Genomic DNA, 16018 nt, shown 5'->3' on the forward strand with positions numbered 1-16018 from the left:
CCCCTGCCTCCACACCTGCCCGGCCAGGGGGCCAGCCGCCTCCGCCCCTCCCGAGGTAGAGTGCTCTGCGCAACCTGTCTCCCGTCCGGAGTCCCACGCCCCATGTCCGCTGCTCCCCTGTTGCTCGCCTGGCTCACGCTCGCCAGCACGCCCACCGTGCCGCCAGCCAGCCCCACGTCCGCTTCCGCGCCCGCGCCCCTCAAGAGCGTCTACGCGCTGGACGATGACGCCTTCGTTGCCCAGGCCCAGCGGGACCTGGCGCAGCTGGAGCGCTATGCCCAGGGCCTGCGAGGCCTCCAGGAGACGGTGAAGAAGTCGCGCGGCGTCTACCTGCAGAAGCAGAGCGAGCCGTACACGCCGGACCAGAAGCACCTGCTGCTCACCACGTGGGCGGCCTTCTTCGACTACTTCGTCTCCACCGAGGTCATCCGCCAGCGGTACTGGGACTTCGTGAAGGTGCCCTCCCTCACCCAGCCGAAGAAGCACGCCTGGGGCTTCCTCCTCACCCACGGCGCGCTCACCACGGAGCTGGCCCACGGGCTGACCTACGCGGAGCTCGCCGGAGGCCGCAAGCAGCTGGAAGTCCTGCTGGACGAGCCCGCCCCCGAGTACGGCCTGCCCGCGCGCGCCTTCGCCCGCTTCAAGGAGAAGGTCATCCACGTCTCCACCTCCACCCAGCTGATGACGGGGGATGGCTACAAGGAGCAGCTGCGCCCCCTGCTGGTGAAGGCCAGCGCGCTGGACGCGCCCCGCGTGCCCTGGGTGCTCAACGAGATGAAGGAGAACAGCAAGGTGGCGAAGGGGCTGCTCGTCAAGCGCGGTGCCACCCTCTTCGCCAAGGCGGCGGCGGACCTCACCGTGGACGGCGCGCAGCGCGCCTTCTTCCCCGTGCAGCGCTCCGTGGCCGAGTGGATGGGTGACACCCGCGTGCACCGCATCGGCCAGCCGCTCATCGCCCGCGAGCAGGTGCTCGCCGTCCTCAAGCGCATGGAGCCCGGCGACATCATGGTGGCCCGCCAGAACTGGTACCTCTCCAATGTCGGCCTGCCGGGCTTCTGGCCGCACGCGGAGCTGTTCGTGGGAACTCCCGAGGAGCTCGCGGCCTACTTCGACTCGGACGCCGCCGTGAAGGCCTGGGTCTCCACCCTGCCCGGCGGCCCCGCGTCGTTCAGCCAGCACCTGGCCCGCGCCTTCCCCGCCAAGTGGGCCGAGTACACCAGCAGGGACTCGCACGGGGACCCCATCCGCATCATCGAGTCCATCAGCGAGGGCGTGTCCTTCACCGGCCTGGAGCACGGCATGCGCGTGGACTACCTGGGCGTCATGCGCCCCCGCGTGTCCAGGCTGGAGAAGGCCCAGGCCGTGCTGCGCGCCTTCACCTTCCAGGGCCGGCCCTACGACTTCAACTTCGACTTCTTCTCCGACCAGAGCCTGGTGTGCACGGAGCTGGTGTGGAAGTCCTACGCCCCCTCCCAGGAGATGAAGGGCCTGCGCGTGCCCCTGGTGGACGTGGCCGGCCGCCGCACCCTCCCCGCCAACGAGCTGGTCCGCCTCTTCGACGCGGAGTATGGCCGGCCCGACCGGCAGCTGGACTTCGTGGCCTTCCTGGACGGCCGGGAGGCAGAGGGCGCCGCAATGGAGGCGGACGCGTCCGCATTCCGTTACAGCTATCGCCGGGCAAAGTGGGACATCGCCCAGGAGTAGGCACCACCATGACGGAGCAGTTGGCCCAGGAGATGCTGGAGCTGTCCGCCCAGCTCTTCGAGCGGATGATTTCCCAGCAACAGGCGAAGGTGCTGCGGCTCGCCCGCGAGGCCGTGCCCAACATCTCCCCCGAGGAGGTCCGCAATTCCCACGACTTCCCTCAACTCAAGGAACACCCTACATTCGAGTTCGAGGATGGAATCCTGTCCGGGCTCATTTCGGCCCATGTGGCCATGCGGGCGGAAATCAAGGGACGGCTGCCGCTTGCTCCCCCTGCAATCTGACGGTCGGCTGCCTGCCTTTGCCGTCCGGGCCGCCCTGGGTTACTGGTTCCCGCCGTGAGCATCCCCTCAGCATTCAGTCCGCCGCTGGCCCGCGAGCGCCTGGTGTCCGCGCTCGCGGCGGAGCCGCCCCGGTTGGACCTGGCAGCCCTCGCCATCGCCACGCTGGACCATCCCACGCTGGACGCTCCCGGCTGCCTCCACATGCTGGACGTGCTGGCGTGCCGGGTCCAGGTGGAGACCGAGCGCCTCAAGGAGAAGGGCGAGGCACTCGCTCCCCTGCGTGCCCTGCGCCATGTGCTGGCGGACATCGAGGGCTTCCGCGGCAACGAGGACGACTACCACTCGCCGGAGAACAGCTTCCTGGACCAGGTCCTGGAGCGGAAGGTGGGCCTGCCGATAACGCTGTCCGTCGTCTACCTGGAGGTGGCGCGGCGCGCGGGCATCGCCCTGTACGGCGTGCCCTTCCCCGGCCACTTCCTGGTGGCGCACGACGCGGGGGACCACAAGCTGGTGATGGACCCGTTCCACCAGGGCGACATCCTCACCGAGCACGGCTGCGAGGAGCTGCTCAAGCGCGTGGCGCCCCAGCTCAAGTTCGACCGGGCCATGCTGGCCCCGGCGCCGGTGGAGCTGATTACCTACCGCATGCTGTCCAACCTGCGGCGCGTGTACCTGGGCCGCGAGGACTGCGAGCGCGGGCTGGCCGTGGTGGACCTGCTGCTCCTGCTGGCGCCGGACCACCCGGGAGAGCTGCGCACGCGCGCGGCGCTGCTGGCCAACCTGGGGGCGTACCGCGCGGCGCTCAAGGACGTGGAGCGCTGCCTCGAGCTGTCCCCCGAGGCGCCGGACCGGGACAGGCTGGAGCTGACGGCCCGCGAGCTGCGCGAGCGCGCGTCGCTGCTCAACTGACGTGAAGCCCCGGGAGGAGATTCCGTGTCCCAGACGGTGAAGCCCTGGCTGCGACTGCGCCGCGGGCTGGAGCATGACTACCGCGTCATCAAGGTGCGCGAGGACCGGTGGGCGGACCCGCGCACCCAGCACGAGCACTCGCGCGTGCTCGTGGACTGCACGGACTGGGTGAACGTCATCGCGGTGACGCCGGACGACCAGCTCGTCCTGGTGCGGCAGTTCCGCTGCGGCACCGGGACGACCACCCTGGAGGTTCCGGGCGGCATGGTGGAGCCGGGCGAGGACCCGGCGGTGGCCGCCGCGCGCGAGCTGGAGGAGGAGACGGGCTACGTGGCCGGGCGGGTGGTGCCGCTCGGCACGGTGCACCCCAACCCCGCGCTCCAGGCCAACCAGTGCTTCAGCTACCTGGCGCTGGACTGCGTGAAGCAGCACACGGGCAAGCAGGACGAGGGCGAGGACATCGCCGTGGAGCTGCACCCGCGCGCGGACGTGCCCCGGCTCATCCTGGAGGGCCACATCACCCACTCGCTCGTGGTGGTGGCCTTCTTCCTGGAGCGGCTGCGCGCGGACGCCACCGGCCCCCGGTAGCGCCTGCGCTCTTCGGACAACAGCGCCGTCGCGAGCTGAACAGTGCGTGGCCCCAGCGTCCTGGAGCCAGCACCTCGTCCGAGGTTCTCGGGAGCAGCAGCGCCTCCCGCACCTATCCTGGCTCCCCGGCGCACCCCACCTGCCGCGCCCGGGCCAGGAGCTTCGTCATGGAGGCGTTGGGCGAGAAGGTCCGGGCCGCGCCCGCGCCGAAGCAGCGCATCGTCTTCGAGCACACCGTGGAGTGGCTCCTCCAGCCGTCGCTGCGCCTGCGCCTGTCACCGGCCGCCTGTGCCGCGCTGAAGGACGTGGGGCTGGACGTGACGGAGCGGCTGCTCCCGGCCTACTCCTTCGACACGTGGCAGCGCACCCTGGCCATCGTCGTGGCGGACCTGTACCCCGCCGTGCCGACGACGGACGCGTACCGGCTGCTGGGCCGCATGCTGGTGCGGGGCGTGGAGCGCACGGCGATGGGGCGCGCCATGGTGAGCCTGGGCCGCCTGCTCGGACCGCTGCGCGCCATGCGCAGAATCGACGAGACGTTCCGCAGCGCGGACAACTACGTGGAGTCGCGCTTCACGGAGCACACCGCCACGCACTGCGAGCTGTGGATAAACGAGGTGATGGACCAGCCCGGGTACTACCAGGGCATCCTCGAGTCCTGCCTCGACCTGGCCGGAGCCCGCGACGCTCGCGTGGAGGTGCTGTCCCGAGAGGGGACGGGGGCCACCTTCTCGCTGTCCTGGCGCTAGCGCGTGAGGCTCACGGCAGGATGCAGCCGCAGCCACACGCGTTGAAGAAGGGCGTCTCGCCCGGGTTGCAGACGAAGAAGATGAGCGCGCACTCGTCCGGGTCCGTGGACACGTAGCGCCGCGTCGGGTCCTTCTTGTCGCACGGCTTCTTGCCTGCCTCCAACGTCGACTCGCGCGACTGCGAGGCCGCACCCTCGTCCGAGACGACTCCACACCCCATGCCCGCCAGCGCGGTGAGCACCGTCAGTGACGACAGCGCGACCTTCACGTTCAACACCCGTCCACCTCGCAATGACGCCCGCGCCACGCGGGCCCGGACGACGGGGCTCAATCTGGGAGCGCTCGCGACACCGGGAAGCCCCGGAGTGCGAGCGCCTTCACCGCAAGTGCGGAGTGCCACACTCGAAGCGTAGCGGGATGGACAGCCGGACAATTGTCCTGAGTTGGGGAGTCCCGGCGCACCGCGTTACGCGCCCCGCTTCGCGCGCTTTCCGGCCTGCACGACGGTGGCGAGGGCCACGCGCAGGCCCTCGGGCTCGCCAAAGGCCTTGGGCCGCCCGCCGGTTCGGGGCACCGGCGCCGGGGACCGCCGCGTGCTCTTCGTGCCCTCCTTGCGCTTCCCGCTCCGCGCCGGGGACGCGGGAGCCTCCGCGACACCGCGATGCTTCCCACCCCGCGCCCCGGCGGCCGGCGCGCGGAATGGAAGTTCCGTTCCGCCCTTCCGCGTCCCGGAGGCCGGGGCCTCGGAGGCCGGAGCCTGGAATGGAGCTTCCGTTCCGCCCTTCCGCGTCCCGGAGGCCGGGGCCTCGGAGGCCGGAGCCTGGAATGGAGCTTCCGTTCCGCCCCGCCGCGTCTTGGAGGCGGACCTCCCGGAGCTTTCGGAGCGGAATGAAGCTTCCGTTCCACGCTTCCCTGCCCCGCGCCGCCCCTCGGAGGCCGGAGCCTGGAATGGAACGTCCGTTCCGCCTTTCCGGCCCCGGGGCGTCGGGGGCACGGCTTCCGCGTCCCGGTCCCAGGTGCCGGAGCGCCCGCCGGACTTGTGCTCCAGCTGGACGGCCTCGAGCACCATGCCGCGGTCCACGCTCTTGCACATGTCATAGACGGTGAGCGCCGCCGCGCACGCCGCGGTGAGGGCCTCCATCTCCACGCCCGTGCGGTCCACCGTCTTCACCTGGGCGCGGACGGACAGCCCCTCCGCCTGGGGCGTGAGCGTCACCTCCACGGCGGACAGTGCAATGGGGTGGCAGAGCGGAACGAAGTCCGGAGTGCGCTTGGCGGCCATGATGCCCGCCAGCCGCGCGGCGGCGAGCACGTCGCCCTTCTCCACCTTCCCCGCGAGGATGCGCTCACGGGTGGCCGGCAGCATCCGCAAGAGCGCGGTGGCCACGGCCACCCTGCCCGTCTTCGGCTTGTCACCCACGTCGACCATCTTCACTTGCGCACCACCTTCGCCACCGCGCCGAGCAGGTCCTCCACCAGGTCGTCCGGGTCCTCCAGTCCGACGGACACGCGGATGAGGCTCTCCTGGATGCCGGCGGCGGCGCGCTCCTCGGGCGTCATCCGCCGCGCGCTGGCGCTGGCCGCGTGCATCACCAGCGTGCCCACGTCTCCCAGCGACGGGCCCGGCTTGCAGATGCGCAGGCCCTCCAGGAAGCGCATGCCCTCCGGCCGCCCGGCGCCCTTGATTTCGAAGGCCACCATGGGGCCGCCGCCCAGCAGCAGCTCGCGCGCCACGGCATGGTCCGGGTGCGAGGGCAGGCCCGGGTAGATGACCCGCTCGAGCAGCGGCGACTCCGCCAGCCGCCGGGCCACGTGCGCTGCGTGCTCGCCATGGGCCTTCATCCGCACCGGCAGGGTGCGCAGCCCGCGCAGCGTGAGCCACGCTTCAAACGGACCCAGCACGTCCCCGGCGAGGATGCGCGCGGAGCGCAGCGGCGCCACCCGCGCATTCGAGCCGCTCACCGTGCCGCCCAGCGCGTCGCTGTGGCCGTTGAGCCACTTGCTGGTGGACTGCACCGCGTAGTCCGCGCCGAACTCCAGCGAGCGCTGGCCCGCGGGCGAAGGGAACGTCCCATCCACCACGAAGACGGCGCCCACGTCGTGGCTCGCCTTCGCCAGCGCGCGCAGGTCCGGCACGCGCAGGAGCGGGTTGGAGATGCTCTCGGCCAGCACCAGGCGCGGCCGCAGCTCGCGGATGCGCTCGGGCGTGCGGGCATCCGTCATCATCAGGGCGTGCAGCGTCACGCCCAGCGTGGCGCACAGGTTCTTGTAGAGCAGGCGCGTGACGCCGTACCCGTCCGCCGGCATCACCAGCGAGTCGCCCTGCTTGAAGCCCTGCGCCTCGAAGACGGAGCGGAGGGCGGCCATGCCGCTGGCGTACGCCACGCACGCCTCGGCGCCCTCCAGCGCGGCCACCGCCTCCTCCAGCAGCGTGGTGTTGGGAGCGCTGATGCGGGCGTAGGCGTAGTCCTTTCCGTCCAGCGCGCCGTCCAGGTCATCGCTGCTGTCGAACCAGTTCACCGCCGACGGGTAGATGGGCGGGGAGACGGGCACCGCCTTGCTGCCGGTCAGCCGTGTTCCGGCATGCACCGCCACCGTCTTCTGCTTCGTGCTCATGGAAGTCCTTCAGTCCTGGCTGGAGCTGGAATGGAAAGGCCGGCCCGGGGGTGCGGGCCGGCCTGGAGGGTGCTCGCCGACTGTCCGCGCGGCGGAGCGGGCTACTCGCCGTGCTCGATGAGCCAGCGCTCGGCGTCGATGGCCGCCATGCAGCCGGTACCGGCGGCGGTGATGGCCTGGCGGTAGTAGCTGTCCTGCACGTCACCGCAGGCGAACACGCCTTCGATGTTGGTGCGGGTGCTGCCCGGAATCGTCTTGAGGTAGCCGCCCTGGTGCGTCTCCAGGATGCCCTGGAACAGCTCCGTGTTCGGCGTGTGGCCGATGGCCACGAACAGGCCAGTGACGTTCATGAGCTGGCTGTCGCCCGTCTTGAGGTTGCGCACCACCGCGCCCGTCATGCCCTTGGGGCCGCCGACGACCTCTTCCACCGCGGAGTTCCACAGGAAGGAGATCTTCGGGTTCTGCAGCGCGCGCTCCTGCATCACCTTGGAGGCGCGCAGCGAGTCGCGGCGGTGGACGACGGTGACGTGGTTGACGATTTTCGCCAGGTACGTGGCCTCTTCCATGGCCGTGTCGCCACCGCCGACCACGAGGACGTCCTGCTTCTTGAAGAAGGCGCCGTCACACGTGGCGCACGCGGACACGCCCCGGTTCTTGTAGGCGTCCTCGCCCTTGACGCCCAGCCACTTCGCCGTGGCGCCGGTGGAGATGATGACCGTCTCCGAGCGGTAGCTCACGCTCTCCCCCTGGATGAGGAAGGGGCGCTGGGAGAAGTCCACCTTCACCACGTTCTCCATGTGGATGACGGTGCCGAAGCGCTCCGCCTGCTTCTGGAAGCGGTCCATGAGCTCCGGGCCGGTGATGGCCTCCGGGAAGCCCGGGTAGTTCTCCACGTCGGTCGTCACCATGAGCTGCCCGCCCGGCACCCGCTGCGGGTGGTCCAGCGTGGGGCCTCCGGCGAAAACGACGGGCTGCAGGTTGGCACGCGCGGCGTAGATGGCCGCGGTGTAGCCCGCCGGCCCCGAGCCGATGATGGTCACCTTGTTGATCTTCTCCTCCGCCACCTGGTCCTCCCAGTCCTGTTGATGCCGCGAAGGTACCAGAGCCCCTCGGGCGCGTGGTACGAAGCTGCCCTCATGGATGCCGCTGTCCTCAAGAAGGTTGCGCTGTTCGAGGGTTTGACCCAGGGCCAGCTCGCCAAGGTGGCGCAAATCGGCCACTCCCGGGACTACCCGGCGGGCGCCTTCCTCTTTCGTGAGGGAGAGGCCGGCCAGGAGATGTTCGTAATCGAGTCGGGCAAGGTCCGCATCTCCAAGACGGTGCCCGGCATCGGCGAGGAGGCTCTCGCCATCCTCGAGACAGGGCAATATTTCGGCGAGATGGCGGTCATCGAGGACTCGCCGCGCTCCGCGGACGCCATCGCCCACATCGGCTGCACCGTCTGGGTCATCGAGCGCTCCAAGCTGGACCAGCTCATGTTCACCGACAAGGACCTGGCGTACGTGCTGCTCTGGACGTTCGTCCGGACGCTGAGTGAGCGGCTCCGCGAGACGAACGACAAGATAAAGTCCTTCTTCGCCATCTCCCGCTTCTGACTCTCACGCCCCGAGACGTCGGGTGGTGCGCGGATGTCCGTCCGGAAAACGGGCCGTTGCGCGCATGTCGGGACGGGTAGGCAGCCGACTCCCCAGGTAGAGCAGGCAGGCACAGCCATTGCTTTGTCCGGGCCTCGTGGAAGGAGGCGGGATGGAGCAGGCGGCGGGAGGAGTGTGGGGGGGCGGGGAATCCACTGGCGCGGGGTCGGTGAGGGCGCGTGGGGCTGGGGGCGTGGAGGAGTCGCGCGAGCGGCTCTTCCGGTTGGGGGCGGCGGCCCTCACCGACCCGGAGCTGTTGCACGTCGTATGGGGCCCGGGGCAGCGCGCGCCCGGGGCCCTGGAGCTGGCGGGCTCGCTGCTGTCGCGCAGCGGCGGCCTGAAGGCGCTGGTGCAGGAGGAGCCCCTGGCGCTCAGCCTGCTGCCCGGGGTGGGGCCGGTGAAGGCCGCGCAGGTGCTGGCGGCGCTGGAGCTGGGCCGGCGGGCGCAGCGCTCGGTGGAGCGGCGGCCCCGGCTGCGCACCCCGAAGGAGATTCACGCGTACCTGGCGCCCGGGCTGGGTGGACTGCGGCGCGAGGTGTTCCACGTGCTGTGCTTCAACGCGCGCAACGTGCTGGTGCATGACGCGCGCGTGGCGGAGGGCACCATGAATGCGTGCCCGGTGGACCCGCGGGAAGTCTTCGCCGCGGCGCTCACCGCTCGCGCCACGGCCATCGTCCTCGCGCACAACCACCCTTCGGGAGACCCGGAGCCCAGCGTGCAGGACATGGGGCTGACGCGGCACCTCGTGTCCGGGGGGCAGCTGCTCAACATCAAGGTGCTGGACCACGTGGTGGTGGGAGACGGCAGCTACGTGTCCATGGTGGAGCGCGGGCTGTTGCCGGATGGCGAGCGGGAAACGAGGCGCGGGTGGACCGCGGCTGGAGGGGGCTGATGATGGTGGGCGCGGTGGGGCTGTGGGGCCCGGTGCACGTGGAGCTGCTGGAGGAGGAGCGGGCGCAGGTGGTGCGGCTGGACACCGGGCAGGCGTGCACGGTGGAGCGCGCGCGGCTGCCGGTGGGAGTGCGTGAGGGGGACGTGGTGGTTGACGGCCGGCTGGAGCCGGAGCGGACGGCACGGCGCCTCCAGGAAGTGGCACGGAAGCGGGCGCTGCTGGCTGTTCCCGTCCCGCCGGGGCTCGACCTGTGAGGTGGGGTGGCACGCCGGAGACGTTTCCGTTGACGGCCGGACCAGGATGGTGAACATGCGCGCGATGCCGGTGGACCTGCCCTACTTCGAGGAAGCCCAGCAGGGACTGGTCCGCCACTTCCGCCTCACCGAGTTCCGTCCGGGGCAGGCCGAGGTCATCTCCTCGGTGATGAGCGGGCGCAACACGGTGGTGGTGATGCCCACCGGCGCGGGCAAGAGCCTGTGCTACCAGCTGCCCGCCACGCTGCTGCCGGGGCTGACGCTGGTGGTGTCACCGCTGATTGCGCTGATGAAGGACCAGGTGGAGGCGCTCACCGCGCGCGGCATTCCGGCCACCTTCATCAACTCGTCGCTGTCGGACCTGGAGCGGGCGGAGCGGATGCGCCGGCTGCGCGCGGGGGAGTACAAGCTGCTGTACGTGGCGCCCGAGCGCTTCCGCAGCCAGAGCTTCCTGCAGACGGTGTCCGAGCTGGGCGTGGACCTGCTCGCCGTGGACGAGGCGCACTGCATCTCCCAGTGGGGCCACGACTTCCGGCCGGACTACGCGCTGCTGGGCCAGGTGCGCAAGCGGCTGCGCCCGCCGCGCACCGTGGCGCTCACCGCCACGGCCACGCCCGAGGTGCGCGAGGACATCATCCGCGTGCTGCTGATGAAGGACCCGGCGAAGTTCGCCATGGGGTTCGACAGGCCCAACCTCTACCTGGGCAAGCAGGAGGTGGGCGGGGACTCGGACCGGCACGAGGCGTGCGCGCGGCTGGCGGCGCTGGGCGGCAGCGGCATCATCTACTGCTCCACGCGGCGGGCGGCGGAGGGCATCTTCTCCGAGCTGCACGGCCGGGGGCTGAAGGCGGTGCTGTACCACGCGGGCATGGAGGAGGACGCGCGCCGCCGGGCCCAGGATACGTTCATGGCCGGGAAGGATGCGGTGGTGGTGGCCACCAATGCCTTCGGCATGGGCATCGACAAGCCGGACATCCGCTTCGTGGCCCACGCCAACATCCCCCGCGCGGTGGAGGCGTACTACCAGGAGATTGGCCGCGCGGGCCGGGACGGCGGCGACGCGCGGGCGGTGCTGCTGTTCAACCACTCGGACGTGTACACGCAGGAGCGCCTCATCCAGAGCAGCCACCCCTCGGAGGCCGTCTTCGGGGACATGTGGAACGTGCTCCAGTCGGTGGAGGAGTTCGAGCGGGGCGTGTACGCGCTGGCCGGCACGGTGAATGCCAGCGAGTTCGAGGTCTCCGCGGCGCTGCGCATCCTGGAGCGCGAGGGAAAAATCGAGCGCGGCGGCCGGGGCGAGGGCGAGCACGGAATCACCCTGACGGAGAAGGCGCTCGCGGCGCACCCGCATGCGGCGGACGCCCAGCGGCTCCTGAAGTCCCTGCTGGAGACGTTCCCCGTGGGGCGGCAGGCCACCACGGAGCTGCCGATCCTGGCCCGGCGCACGGGGCTGTCGGTGGACGAGGTGCGGCACGCGCTGGGCCTGCTGGAGAAGTCCGGCGCGGCGCGGGTGCGGCGGCCCTTCTCCGGGCGCTCCATCCGCGCGCTGGAGCGGGTGCCCTTCCGGGAGCTGGGGCTGGACTTGAGCCGCGTGCGCGAGCAGGAGCGGCAGAACCTGCAGCTGCTGCGGCGGATGACGGAGTACGCGTACACGGACCGGGAGAAGCGGTGCCGGCGCTCGGCGATTCTGCGGTACTTCGGGCAGCAGGACGCGGGGGCCTCGTGCGGCAACTGCGACGTGTGCGCGCCGGAGAAGCTGCCGCCGCTGCTGGCCGGGGCGCCCGCCGCGTCGCGCCCGCGCGCCGCTTCCATGGGGGCCCCGCCGGTGACGAGCTACAGCGAGCTGGCCTCCACGGAGCTGCGCCGGTGGCGCAAGGACCTGGCGAAGGACCTGGGCGTCGCGCCCTTCATCATCTTCAACGACGCCACGCTGCTGGGGCTGTCCGCGGCGCTGCCCGTCGACCGGGACGGCTTTCTCTCCGTGAAGGGGACGGGAGAGAGCCGCTGGGAGCGCTTCGGGCCCAAGGTGGTGGAGATCTGCCTCATGGCGCGCGCCGCCGGCCATGAGCCGCAGGCCGTGGCCGCGACGCCGCCCCGGGTGAGGAAGGCCCGCGTCCGGCGCATCGCCTGACGCGGTACCGGATGGCTTAGCGCCCGCCCGCGCGGCGCCACGCCCGGCGCGCCACGAAGAGCCGCACCGCGCCCATCAGCGTGCCCACCACCAGGGCGAGCACGAAGATGACCGCCACGGTGGTGGCGCCGAAGACGATGCGCACGCCGAACTCGGAGATGCGGCCGGAGAAGTAGGCCTCGCGCAGCGGCTCCATGATGCCCGTCAGCTCCAGCGCCTTCGCCGGGAGCGAGTCCAGCGACAGTGACAGCCGCTGCAGGAAGCGCGAGGGGTACACGCGCAGCGCCACCTCCACGCCCACGCCCACCAGCAGGTAGAGCAGCGACAGCAGGAACGCGTTGCCCCACATGATTCGCAGCAGTGGGGCCTCGGGCCGCGAGGGGAAGGACGTCACGCTACCGGGCCGCCTTCTTCTTGAGGTTGGGAAGCGCCTTCTTCACGCGCGCCGCTTCCGGAGAGCCCCCCGCCAGCCGCAGGAAGGACTCGTACGACTCCACCGCGCGAGGCAGCTCGGCGGACTCACGCACCAGCACGTCCGCCAGGGCCAGGTGCGCCAGGCCGTCCGTGGGCTCCAGCTCCACGGCCTTGGCCAGCTCCGTCTTCGCCGCCGCCTCCTGCCGCTGCTTGAGCGCCACCAGCCCCAGCGCCAGGTGCGAGCGCCCGTCATACGGCGCCAGCCGCACGGCCTCGTCCGCCGCCGTGCGCGCCTCCTTCAGCACGCCGGCGCCCAGCAGCACCCGCGCCATGGTGGCGTGCGCGAAGGCCTTGTCCCAGACGGTGGGCGCCCGGGCCGCCAGGTCCTGCAGCGTCCGCGCCGCGGGACGTCCGCCCCCGGGCAACTGCGCATAGAGCTCCCCTACCCGGCCGCACGTGGCGTCCGGCCCCTCGCGCCGGGCCGCGGCGAAGGCCGCGTCCGCGTTGTCCACGTTGCCCTGGCGCAGGAAGGCGTGGGCAATCTCGCAGAAGGTGTTCGGGTCCTTCGGGTCCAACCGGTTGGCGCGCTCCAGCGCGGAGAAGCCCCCGCGCGCGTCGCCCGCGGCGAAGAGGATGGCGGCGCGCAGCCGGTGCGCCTCCGCGTCGTCCGGCGTCAGCTTCGCCGCGCGGCCGGCGGCGGCCTCGGCGTCCTTGCGGCGGCCCGCGTGGAAGAGGGCCAGCGCGAAGCCCTTGTGGGCCCCCGCGCTGCCCGGGTTGTCGAGCTGCCACGCCTCGAACTGCTTGAGGGCCTCCGGGGTGCGCCCCAGGGCCAGCAGCGTGCGGCCCAGCGAGTCCCGGGCCTCACCGTGCGCGCCGTTGCGCTCCACCGCCTGCGTCAGCGGCTTGAGGGCCATGTCCGGCAGCCCGCGCTCCAGCAGCAGCCGGCCCAGCGAGCAGGAGCCCTCGTAGTCGCGCGGGTCCTTCTGCGCCTCCTCGAACTGGGCCTGCGCCTTGTCGAAGGCGCGCTCGCGCCAGTACACCTGCCCCAGCGCCAGCCGCATGTCGTTGCGCGGCCGCTTCGAGGCCGCCAGCGCCTTCTCCAGCAGCTCGCGCGCCTGGGTGGCGTTGCCCTCGGCGGCGTCCGCCAGGGCCAGCCAGGACACGGCCTCGGGCGGGTAGCGGTCGTTCACCCGCGTGCGCGCCAGCTCCGCGCGGGCGCGCTTCCAGTCCCCCAGCCGCGCATAGGCGGCGCCGCGCACCAGCGACACCTTGCGGCCACCGTCCGCCTCCAGCCGCGTCAACACCTCGCGCTCGCGGTCCCGGTCCAGCAGCGTGCGGCCCAGCCCCTCGCGGGCCTCGTCGCTCTTGGGCTGTGCCTTGAGCGCGGCCTCGTAGGCGGCCTGCGCCACGTCCAGCTTCCCGGCGGCGCGGCTGGCGGCCCCCAGCGCGAGCTGGAAGTCGAAGGCCAGCGGCCCCTGCGAGCCCTTGGCCAGCAGGGCCCGGGCCTCGTCGTGCTTGCCCCGGGCGGACAGCAGCTGGCCGTGCACCAGCTGCTGGCGCGGCTTCAGCGCGGCGGGCAGCTTCGCGTCGTCCGCGAGCGCCGCCATGTCCGCCAGCGCCGCGTCCGTCTCCTGGTCCAGCGCGAGCCGCGCCTCCGCCAGGCCGATGCGGGTCGCGGGGTGCTCGGGCGACTTCTTGCGCGCCCGCTCGAAAATCTCCACGGCCTGCGCGAAGTCCTCGGAGGCCAGGTAGTAGCCGCCCAGCGCCACCAGCGCGCGCACGTTGCCGCCCGACGCGCGCAGCGCGCGGTCGAAGCGCTCCAGCGCCTTCTTCTCGTCCTTCGACGCCAGCAGCAGGCTGCCCGCGAGCGCGTGCACCTCCGAGGTGTCGTCCTGCGCGGCGAGCAGCGCCCGTCGGGCGGGCTCACGGCCGCGGTCGTCCGCCACCAGCACGTTGGTGACGAGCGCCAGCGAGGACGAGCCCTCCTTCACGCCCGGCTTCTCCAGCGCCTCCAGCGCCTGGCGCCGGTCGTCCGGGGACAGGCCGTGGTCCGAGAAGAGCAGCGCGTGCGTCCAGGCCGTCAGCGCCCAGGCCCGGCTGCTGGTGTCGTCCATCTCCCGCGCGAGCTGCAGCTGTGCGAGCGCCGCGTCCAGCGAGGCGCGCGTGTCCTGGGTGATGAGGTCCTCGGCCCGGGCCAGCGTCTCGCTCAGCGTCTGCCCGCCCTGGTTCGAGCGAATCTTGATGAAGCCGATGACGACGATGGCCAGCACCACCACCGCCACCGCCGCGCCGGCGAGCTTCACGCCATGCCGGGCGATGAACGACGTCTTGGCGGCCTCGCGCTCCAGCTTCGCCCGCAGCTCCTTCTCGTAGGCGGCGGTGAGCGCCTCGGTGTCCGGCTTGCTGACCTGGCTCTTCGCGGTGGTGACCGGCGCCGCGGTCGACGTGGCCTCCGGGATGTCATCGAGCAGCGAGCGCTTGCCGCCGGACGCACGCACCGGCGCCGGCGTGCGCGCCACGACGGGGGCCTGTCCCGTGGGCTCGGGCGGCGGCAGGTCGCCCAGCAGTCCGCCCGAGGCGGCAATCGTGGGCTTCGCCGTGGTGAACTCGCCGGAGCGCAGCAGCGGCAGCTGGCTGGTGTCCTCTCCGGGCGCCGCCTGGAGCAGGTCGGCGCTGCCCGAATCCGATGACGTCTCGTCCGTCCCGGCGGGCGCGTCACCCGCGGTGTTCGCGGATGGCCCTCCGGCGGCGGAGTCCGTCCCGGACGCACCGGCAGCCTCCTGGCCGTCACCGGCGGCCTTCTCGGAGTCCTCGTCGTCGAGCGACAGGTCCAGGCCCGGCAGCTCCGTGCCGGGCACGGGACGCAGCACCGGCACCTGCCGGTTCATCAGCCCCAGCGAGGAGTCACCGGCTCCCGCGTCCGACTCCGCGCCCACGCGGGGATGCTCCCCCGTGGCCGCGCGGCCCGCGGTGCCCACGGCCACGACAGCGCCCTCCGTCGCCACGGCGCCTTCGCCCGCCGCGTCAGCCGGGCCCGTCGCCTTGCGCTCACCCGCCGCCGCGGCCACGGGCTTCGACTTCCCGGTGTCGCCGAGCGCGGCGGCCCGCAGCCTCGCCGCCGCCATCGGTGCCGCCCCGGCGCCCGGCGACTCCTCCGACGCGCGCCCCTCTTCCCCGGGTGCCCCGTCGTCAGCCTCGCTCTCCGACGCCTTGGCCTTCTCCAACCCCATCAGGTCCGCGAACACGGGCGCGGGGCCACCGGCCAGGGCCTGCTGGGCCTGCTCCAGCCACAGCTTCACGCGGCCGTCATTGGGCTGCAGCGCCACGGCCTTGCGGAGGATGGGCAGCGCGGAGCGGTACAGCCCGCGCTGCAGCAACACCTCGCCGATCAGGTTGTAGGCGTAGGGGTTGTCCTTCTCGATGCCGATGGCCTGGTCGAACTGCTCCATGGCCTCGGCGGGGCGGCCCAGCTGGATGAGCGCCTTTCCCCAGAGGACGCGCCCCACGGTGGAGGTGGGGTGGTTGGAGATGCCCTGCCCGCAGACTTCGATGGCGCGCGCCGCGTCCCCCTTTTCCAGCAGGGCCTTGGCGAGCTCGACGAAAACTGAGGAGGTGGGGTCCTGCCGGAGGAGCTGCTCGTATCGCTCCACCATCGACTTGGCCATGTGCGCTCACGACTCCGGTGCTCGGGAGGGGAGGGGGAACCATACCACCGCGCCCTCGTCCCGGGCTGCTGGCGGATGCTACCGTCCCGGCCGTGAATCGCCTGCCTGCTGCCCTCCTCCTCGTGCTCCTCCTTGGGGCGTGCGCAACCACATCCAAGAAATCCAACCTGGAGGCACT

The 16018-nt window shown here is 71.9% G+C and carries 14 protein-coding genes and 1 pseudogene; 9 read left to right on the plus strand and 6 right to left on the minus strand.

Annotated elements, in window-relative coordinates; translation table 11 throughout:
• The first annotated feature begins 102 nt into the window (after nucleotides 1-102).
• From LXT23_RS14260 to LXT23_RS14280, 5 genes are all read left to right on the plus strand, one after another.
• On the plus strand, nucleotides 103-1704 hold the full coding sequence (locus LXT23_RS14260) for a YiiX/YebB-like N1pC/P60 family cysteine hydrolase (protein ID WP_253980716.1): 1602 nt from the start codon (nucleotides 103-105) through the stop codon (nucleotides 1702-1704).
• A gap of 8 nt (nucleotides 1705-1712) precedes the next feature.
• Nucleotides 1713-1988: a hypothetical protein gene (locus LXT23_RS14265; RefSeq protein WP_253980717.1), complete on the plus strand. Its 276-nt coding sequence runs from the start codon at nucleotides 1713-1715 to the stop codon at nucleotides 1986-1988.
• An 84-nt stretch (nucleotides 1989-2072) separates the two neighbouring features.
• Nucleotides 2073-2897 (plus strand): SirB1 family protein, encoded by an 825-nt coding sequence (locus LXT23_RS14270; RefSeq protein ID WP_253981384.1) that lies wholly within the window; start codon nucleotides 2073-2075, stop codon nucleotides 2895-2897.
• Nucleotides 2898-2921: 24 nt separating this feature from the next.
• Entirely contained in the window at nucleotides 2922-3485 is a 564-nt protein-coding gene (locus tag LXT23_RS14275) for an NUDIX hydrolase (RefSeq protein WP_253980718.1), read from the plus strand.
• A 167-nt stretch (nucleotides 3486-3652) separates the two neighbouring features.
• A complete protein-coding gene (locus LXT23_RS14280; RefSeq protein WP_253980719.1) occupies nucleotides 3653-4234 on the plus strand; it encodes a DUF2378 family protein in 582 nt (193 codons plus the stop codon).
• A gap of 10 nt (nucleotides 4235-4244) precedes the next feature.
• Here the strand turns inward: LXT23_RS14280 and LXT23_RS14285 are convergent, their stop codons facing one another.
• The 4 genes and pseudogenes from LXT23_RS14285 to trxB all read right to left on the minus strand — a co-directional run bounded on the left by LXT23_RS14285 (nucleotide 4245) and on the right by trxB (nucleotide 7914).
• The gene (locus LXT23_RS14285) at nucleotides 4245-4502 is read right to left on the minus strand and encodes a hypothetical protein (protein ID WP_253981385.1); all 258 of its coding nucleotides are present in this window, start codon (nucleotides 4500-4502) and stop codon (nucleotides 4245-4247) included.
• Nucleotides 4503-5201: 699 nt separating this feature from the next.
• A pseudogene (gene moaC / locus LXT23_RS14290) lies at nucleotides 5202-5669 on the minus strand (cyclic pyranopterin monophosphate synthase MoaC); the annotation flags it as partial.
• A complete protein-coding gene (locus LXT23_RS14295; RefSeq protein ID WP_253980720.1) occupies nucleotides 5666-6850 on the minus strand; it encodes a trans-sulfuration enzyme family protein in 1185 nt (394 codons plus the stop codon). The pseudogene moaC and the gene LXT23_RS14295, both read right to left, overlap by 4 nt.
• A 101-nt stretch (nucleotides 6851-6951) precedes the next feature.
• A complete protein-coding gene (gene trxB / locus LXT23_RS14300; protein WP_253980721.1) occupies nucleotides 6952-7914 on the minus strand; it encodes a thioredoxin-disulfide reductase in 963 nt (320 codons plus the stop codon).
• A 72-nt stretch (nucleotides 7915-7986) separates the two neighbouring features.
• On the opposite strand from trxB, the gene LXT23_RS14305 reads away from it, so the two are divergent.
• From LXT23_RS14305 to LXT23_RS14320, 4 genes are all read left to right on the plus strand, one after another.
• Nucleotides 7987-8445 carry a Crp/Fnr family transcriptional regulator gene (locus LXT23_RS14305; protein WP_253980722.1) on the plus strand — a complete coding sequence of 153 codons (459 nt, stop codon included), beginning with the start codon at nucleotides 7987-7989 and terminating at the stop codon, nucleotides 8443-8445.
• 151 nt (nucleotides 8446-8596) lie between these two features.
• On the plus strand, nucleotides 8597-9376 hold the full coding sequence (gene radC, locus LXT23_RS14310) for a RadC family protein (protein ID WP_253980723.1): 780 nt from the start codon (nucleotides 8597-8599) through the stop codon (nucleotides 9374-9376).
• Between the two features lie 2 nt (nucleotides 9377-9378).
• Nucleotides 9379-9630: a DUF3006 domain-containing protein gene (locus LXT23_RS14315; RefSeq protein ID WP_253981386.1), complete on the plus strand. Its 252-nt coding sequence runs from the start codon at nucleotides 9379-9381 to the stop codon at nucleotides 9628-9630.
• A 46-nt stretch (nucleotides 9631-9676) separates the two neighbouring features.
• Complete coding sequence (locus LXT23_RS14320) at nucleotides 9677-11761, plus strand: RecQ family ATP-dependent DNA helicase (RefSeq protein ID WP_253980724.1); 2085 nt, start codon at nucleotides 9677-9679, stop codon at nucleotides 11759-11761.
• Nucleotides 11762-11777: 16 nt separating this feature from the next.
• On the opposite strand, the gene LXT23_RS14325 is transcribed toward LXT23_RS14320, so the two are convergent.
• The gene (locus tag LXT23_RS14325) at nucleotides 11778-12155 is read right to left on the minus strand and encodes a hypothetical protein (protein ID WP_253980725.1); all 378 of its coding nucleotides are present in this window, start codon (nucleotides 12153-12155) and stop codon (nucleotides 11778-11780) included.
• Between the two features lies 1 nt (nucleotide 12156).
• Nucleotides 12157-15840: a tetratricopeptide repeat protein gene (locus LXT23_RS14330; RefSeq protein ID WP_253980726.1), complete on the minus strand. Its 3684-nt coding sequence runs from the start codon at nucleotides 15838-15840 to the stop codon at nucleotides 12157-12159.
• Between the last annotated feature and the right edge of the window lie 178 nt (nucleotides 15841-16018).

Origin of the sequence: Pyxidicoccus xibeiensis (assembly GCF_024198175.1) — a bacterium.
Taxonomy (GTDB): domain Bacteria; phylum Myxococcota; class Myxococcia; order Myxococcales; family Myxococcaceae; genus Myxococcus; species Myxococcus xibeiensis.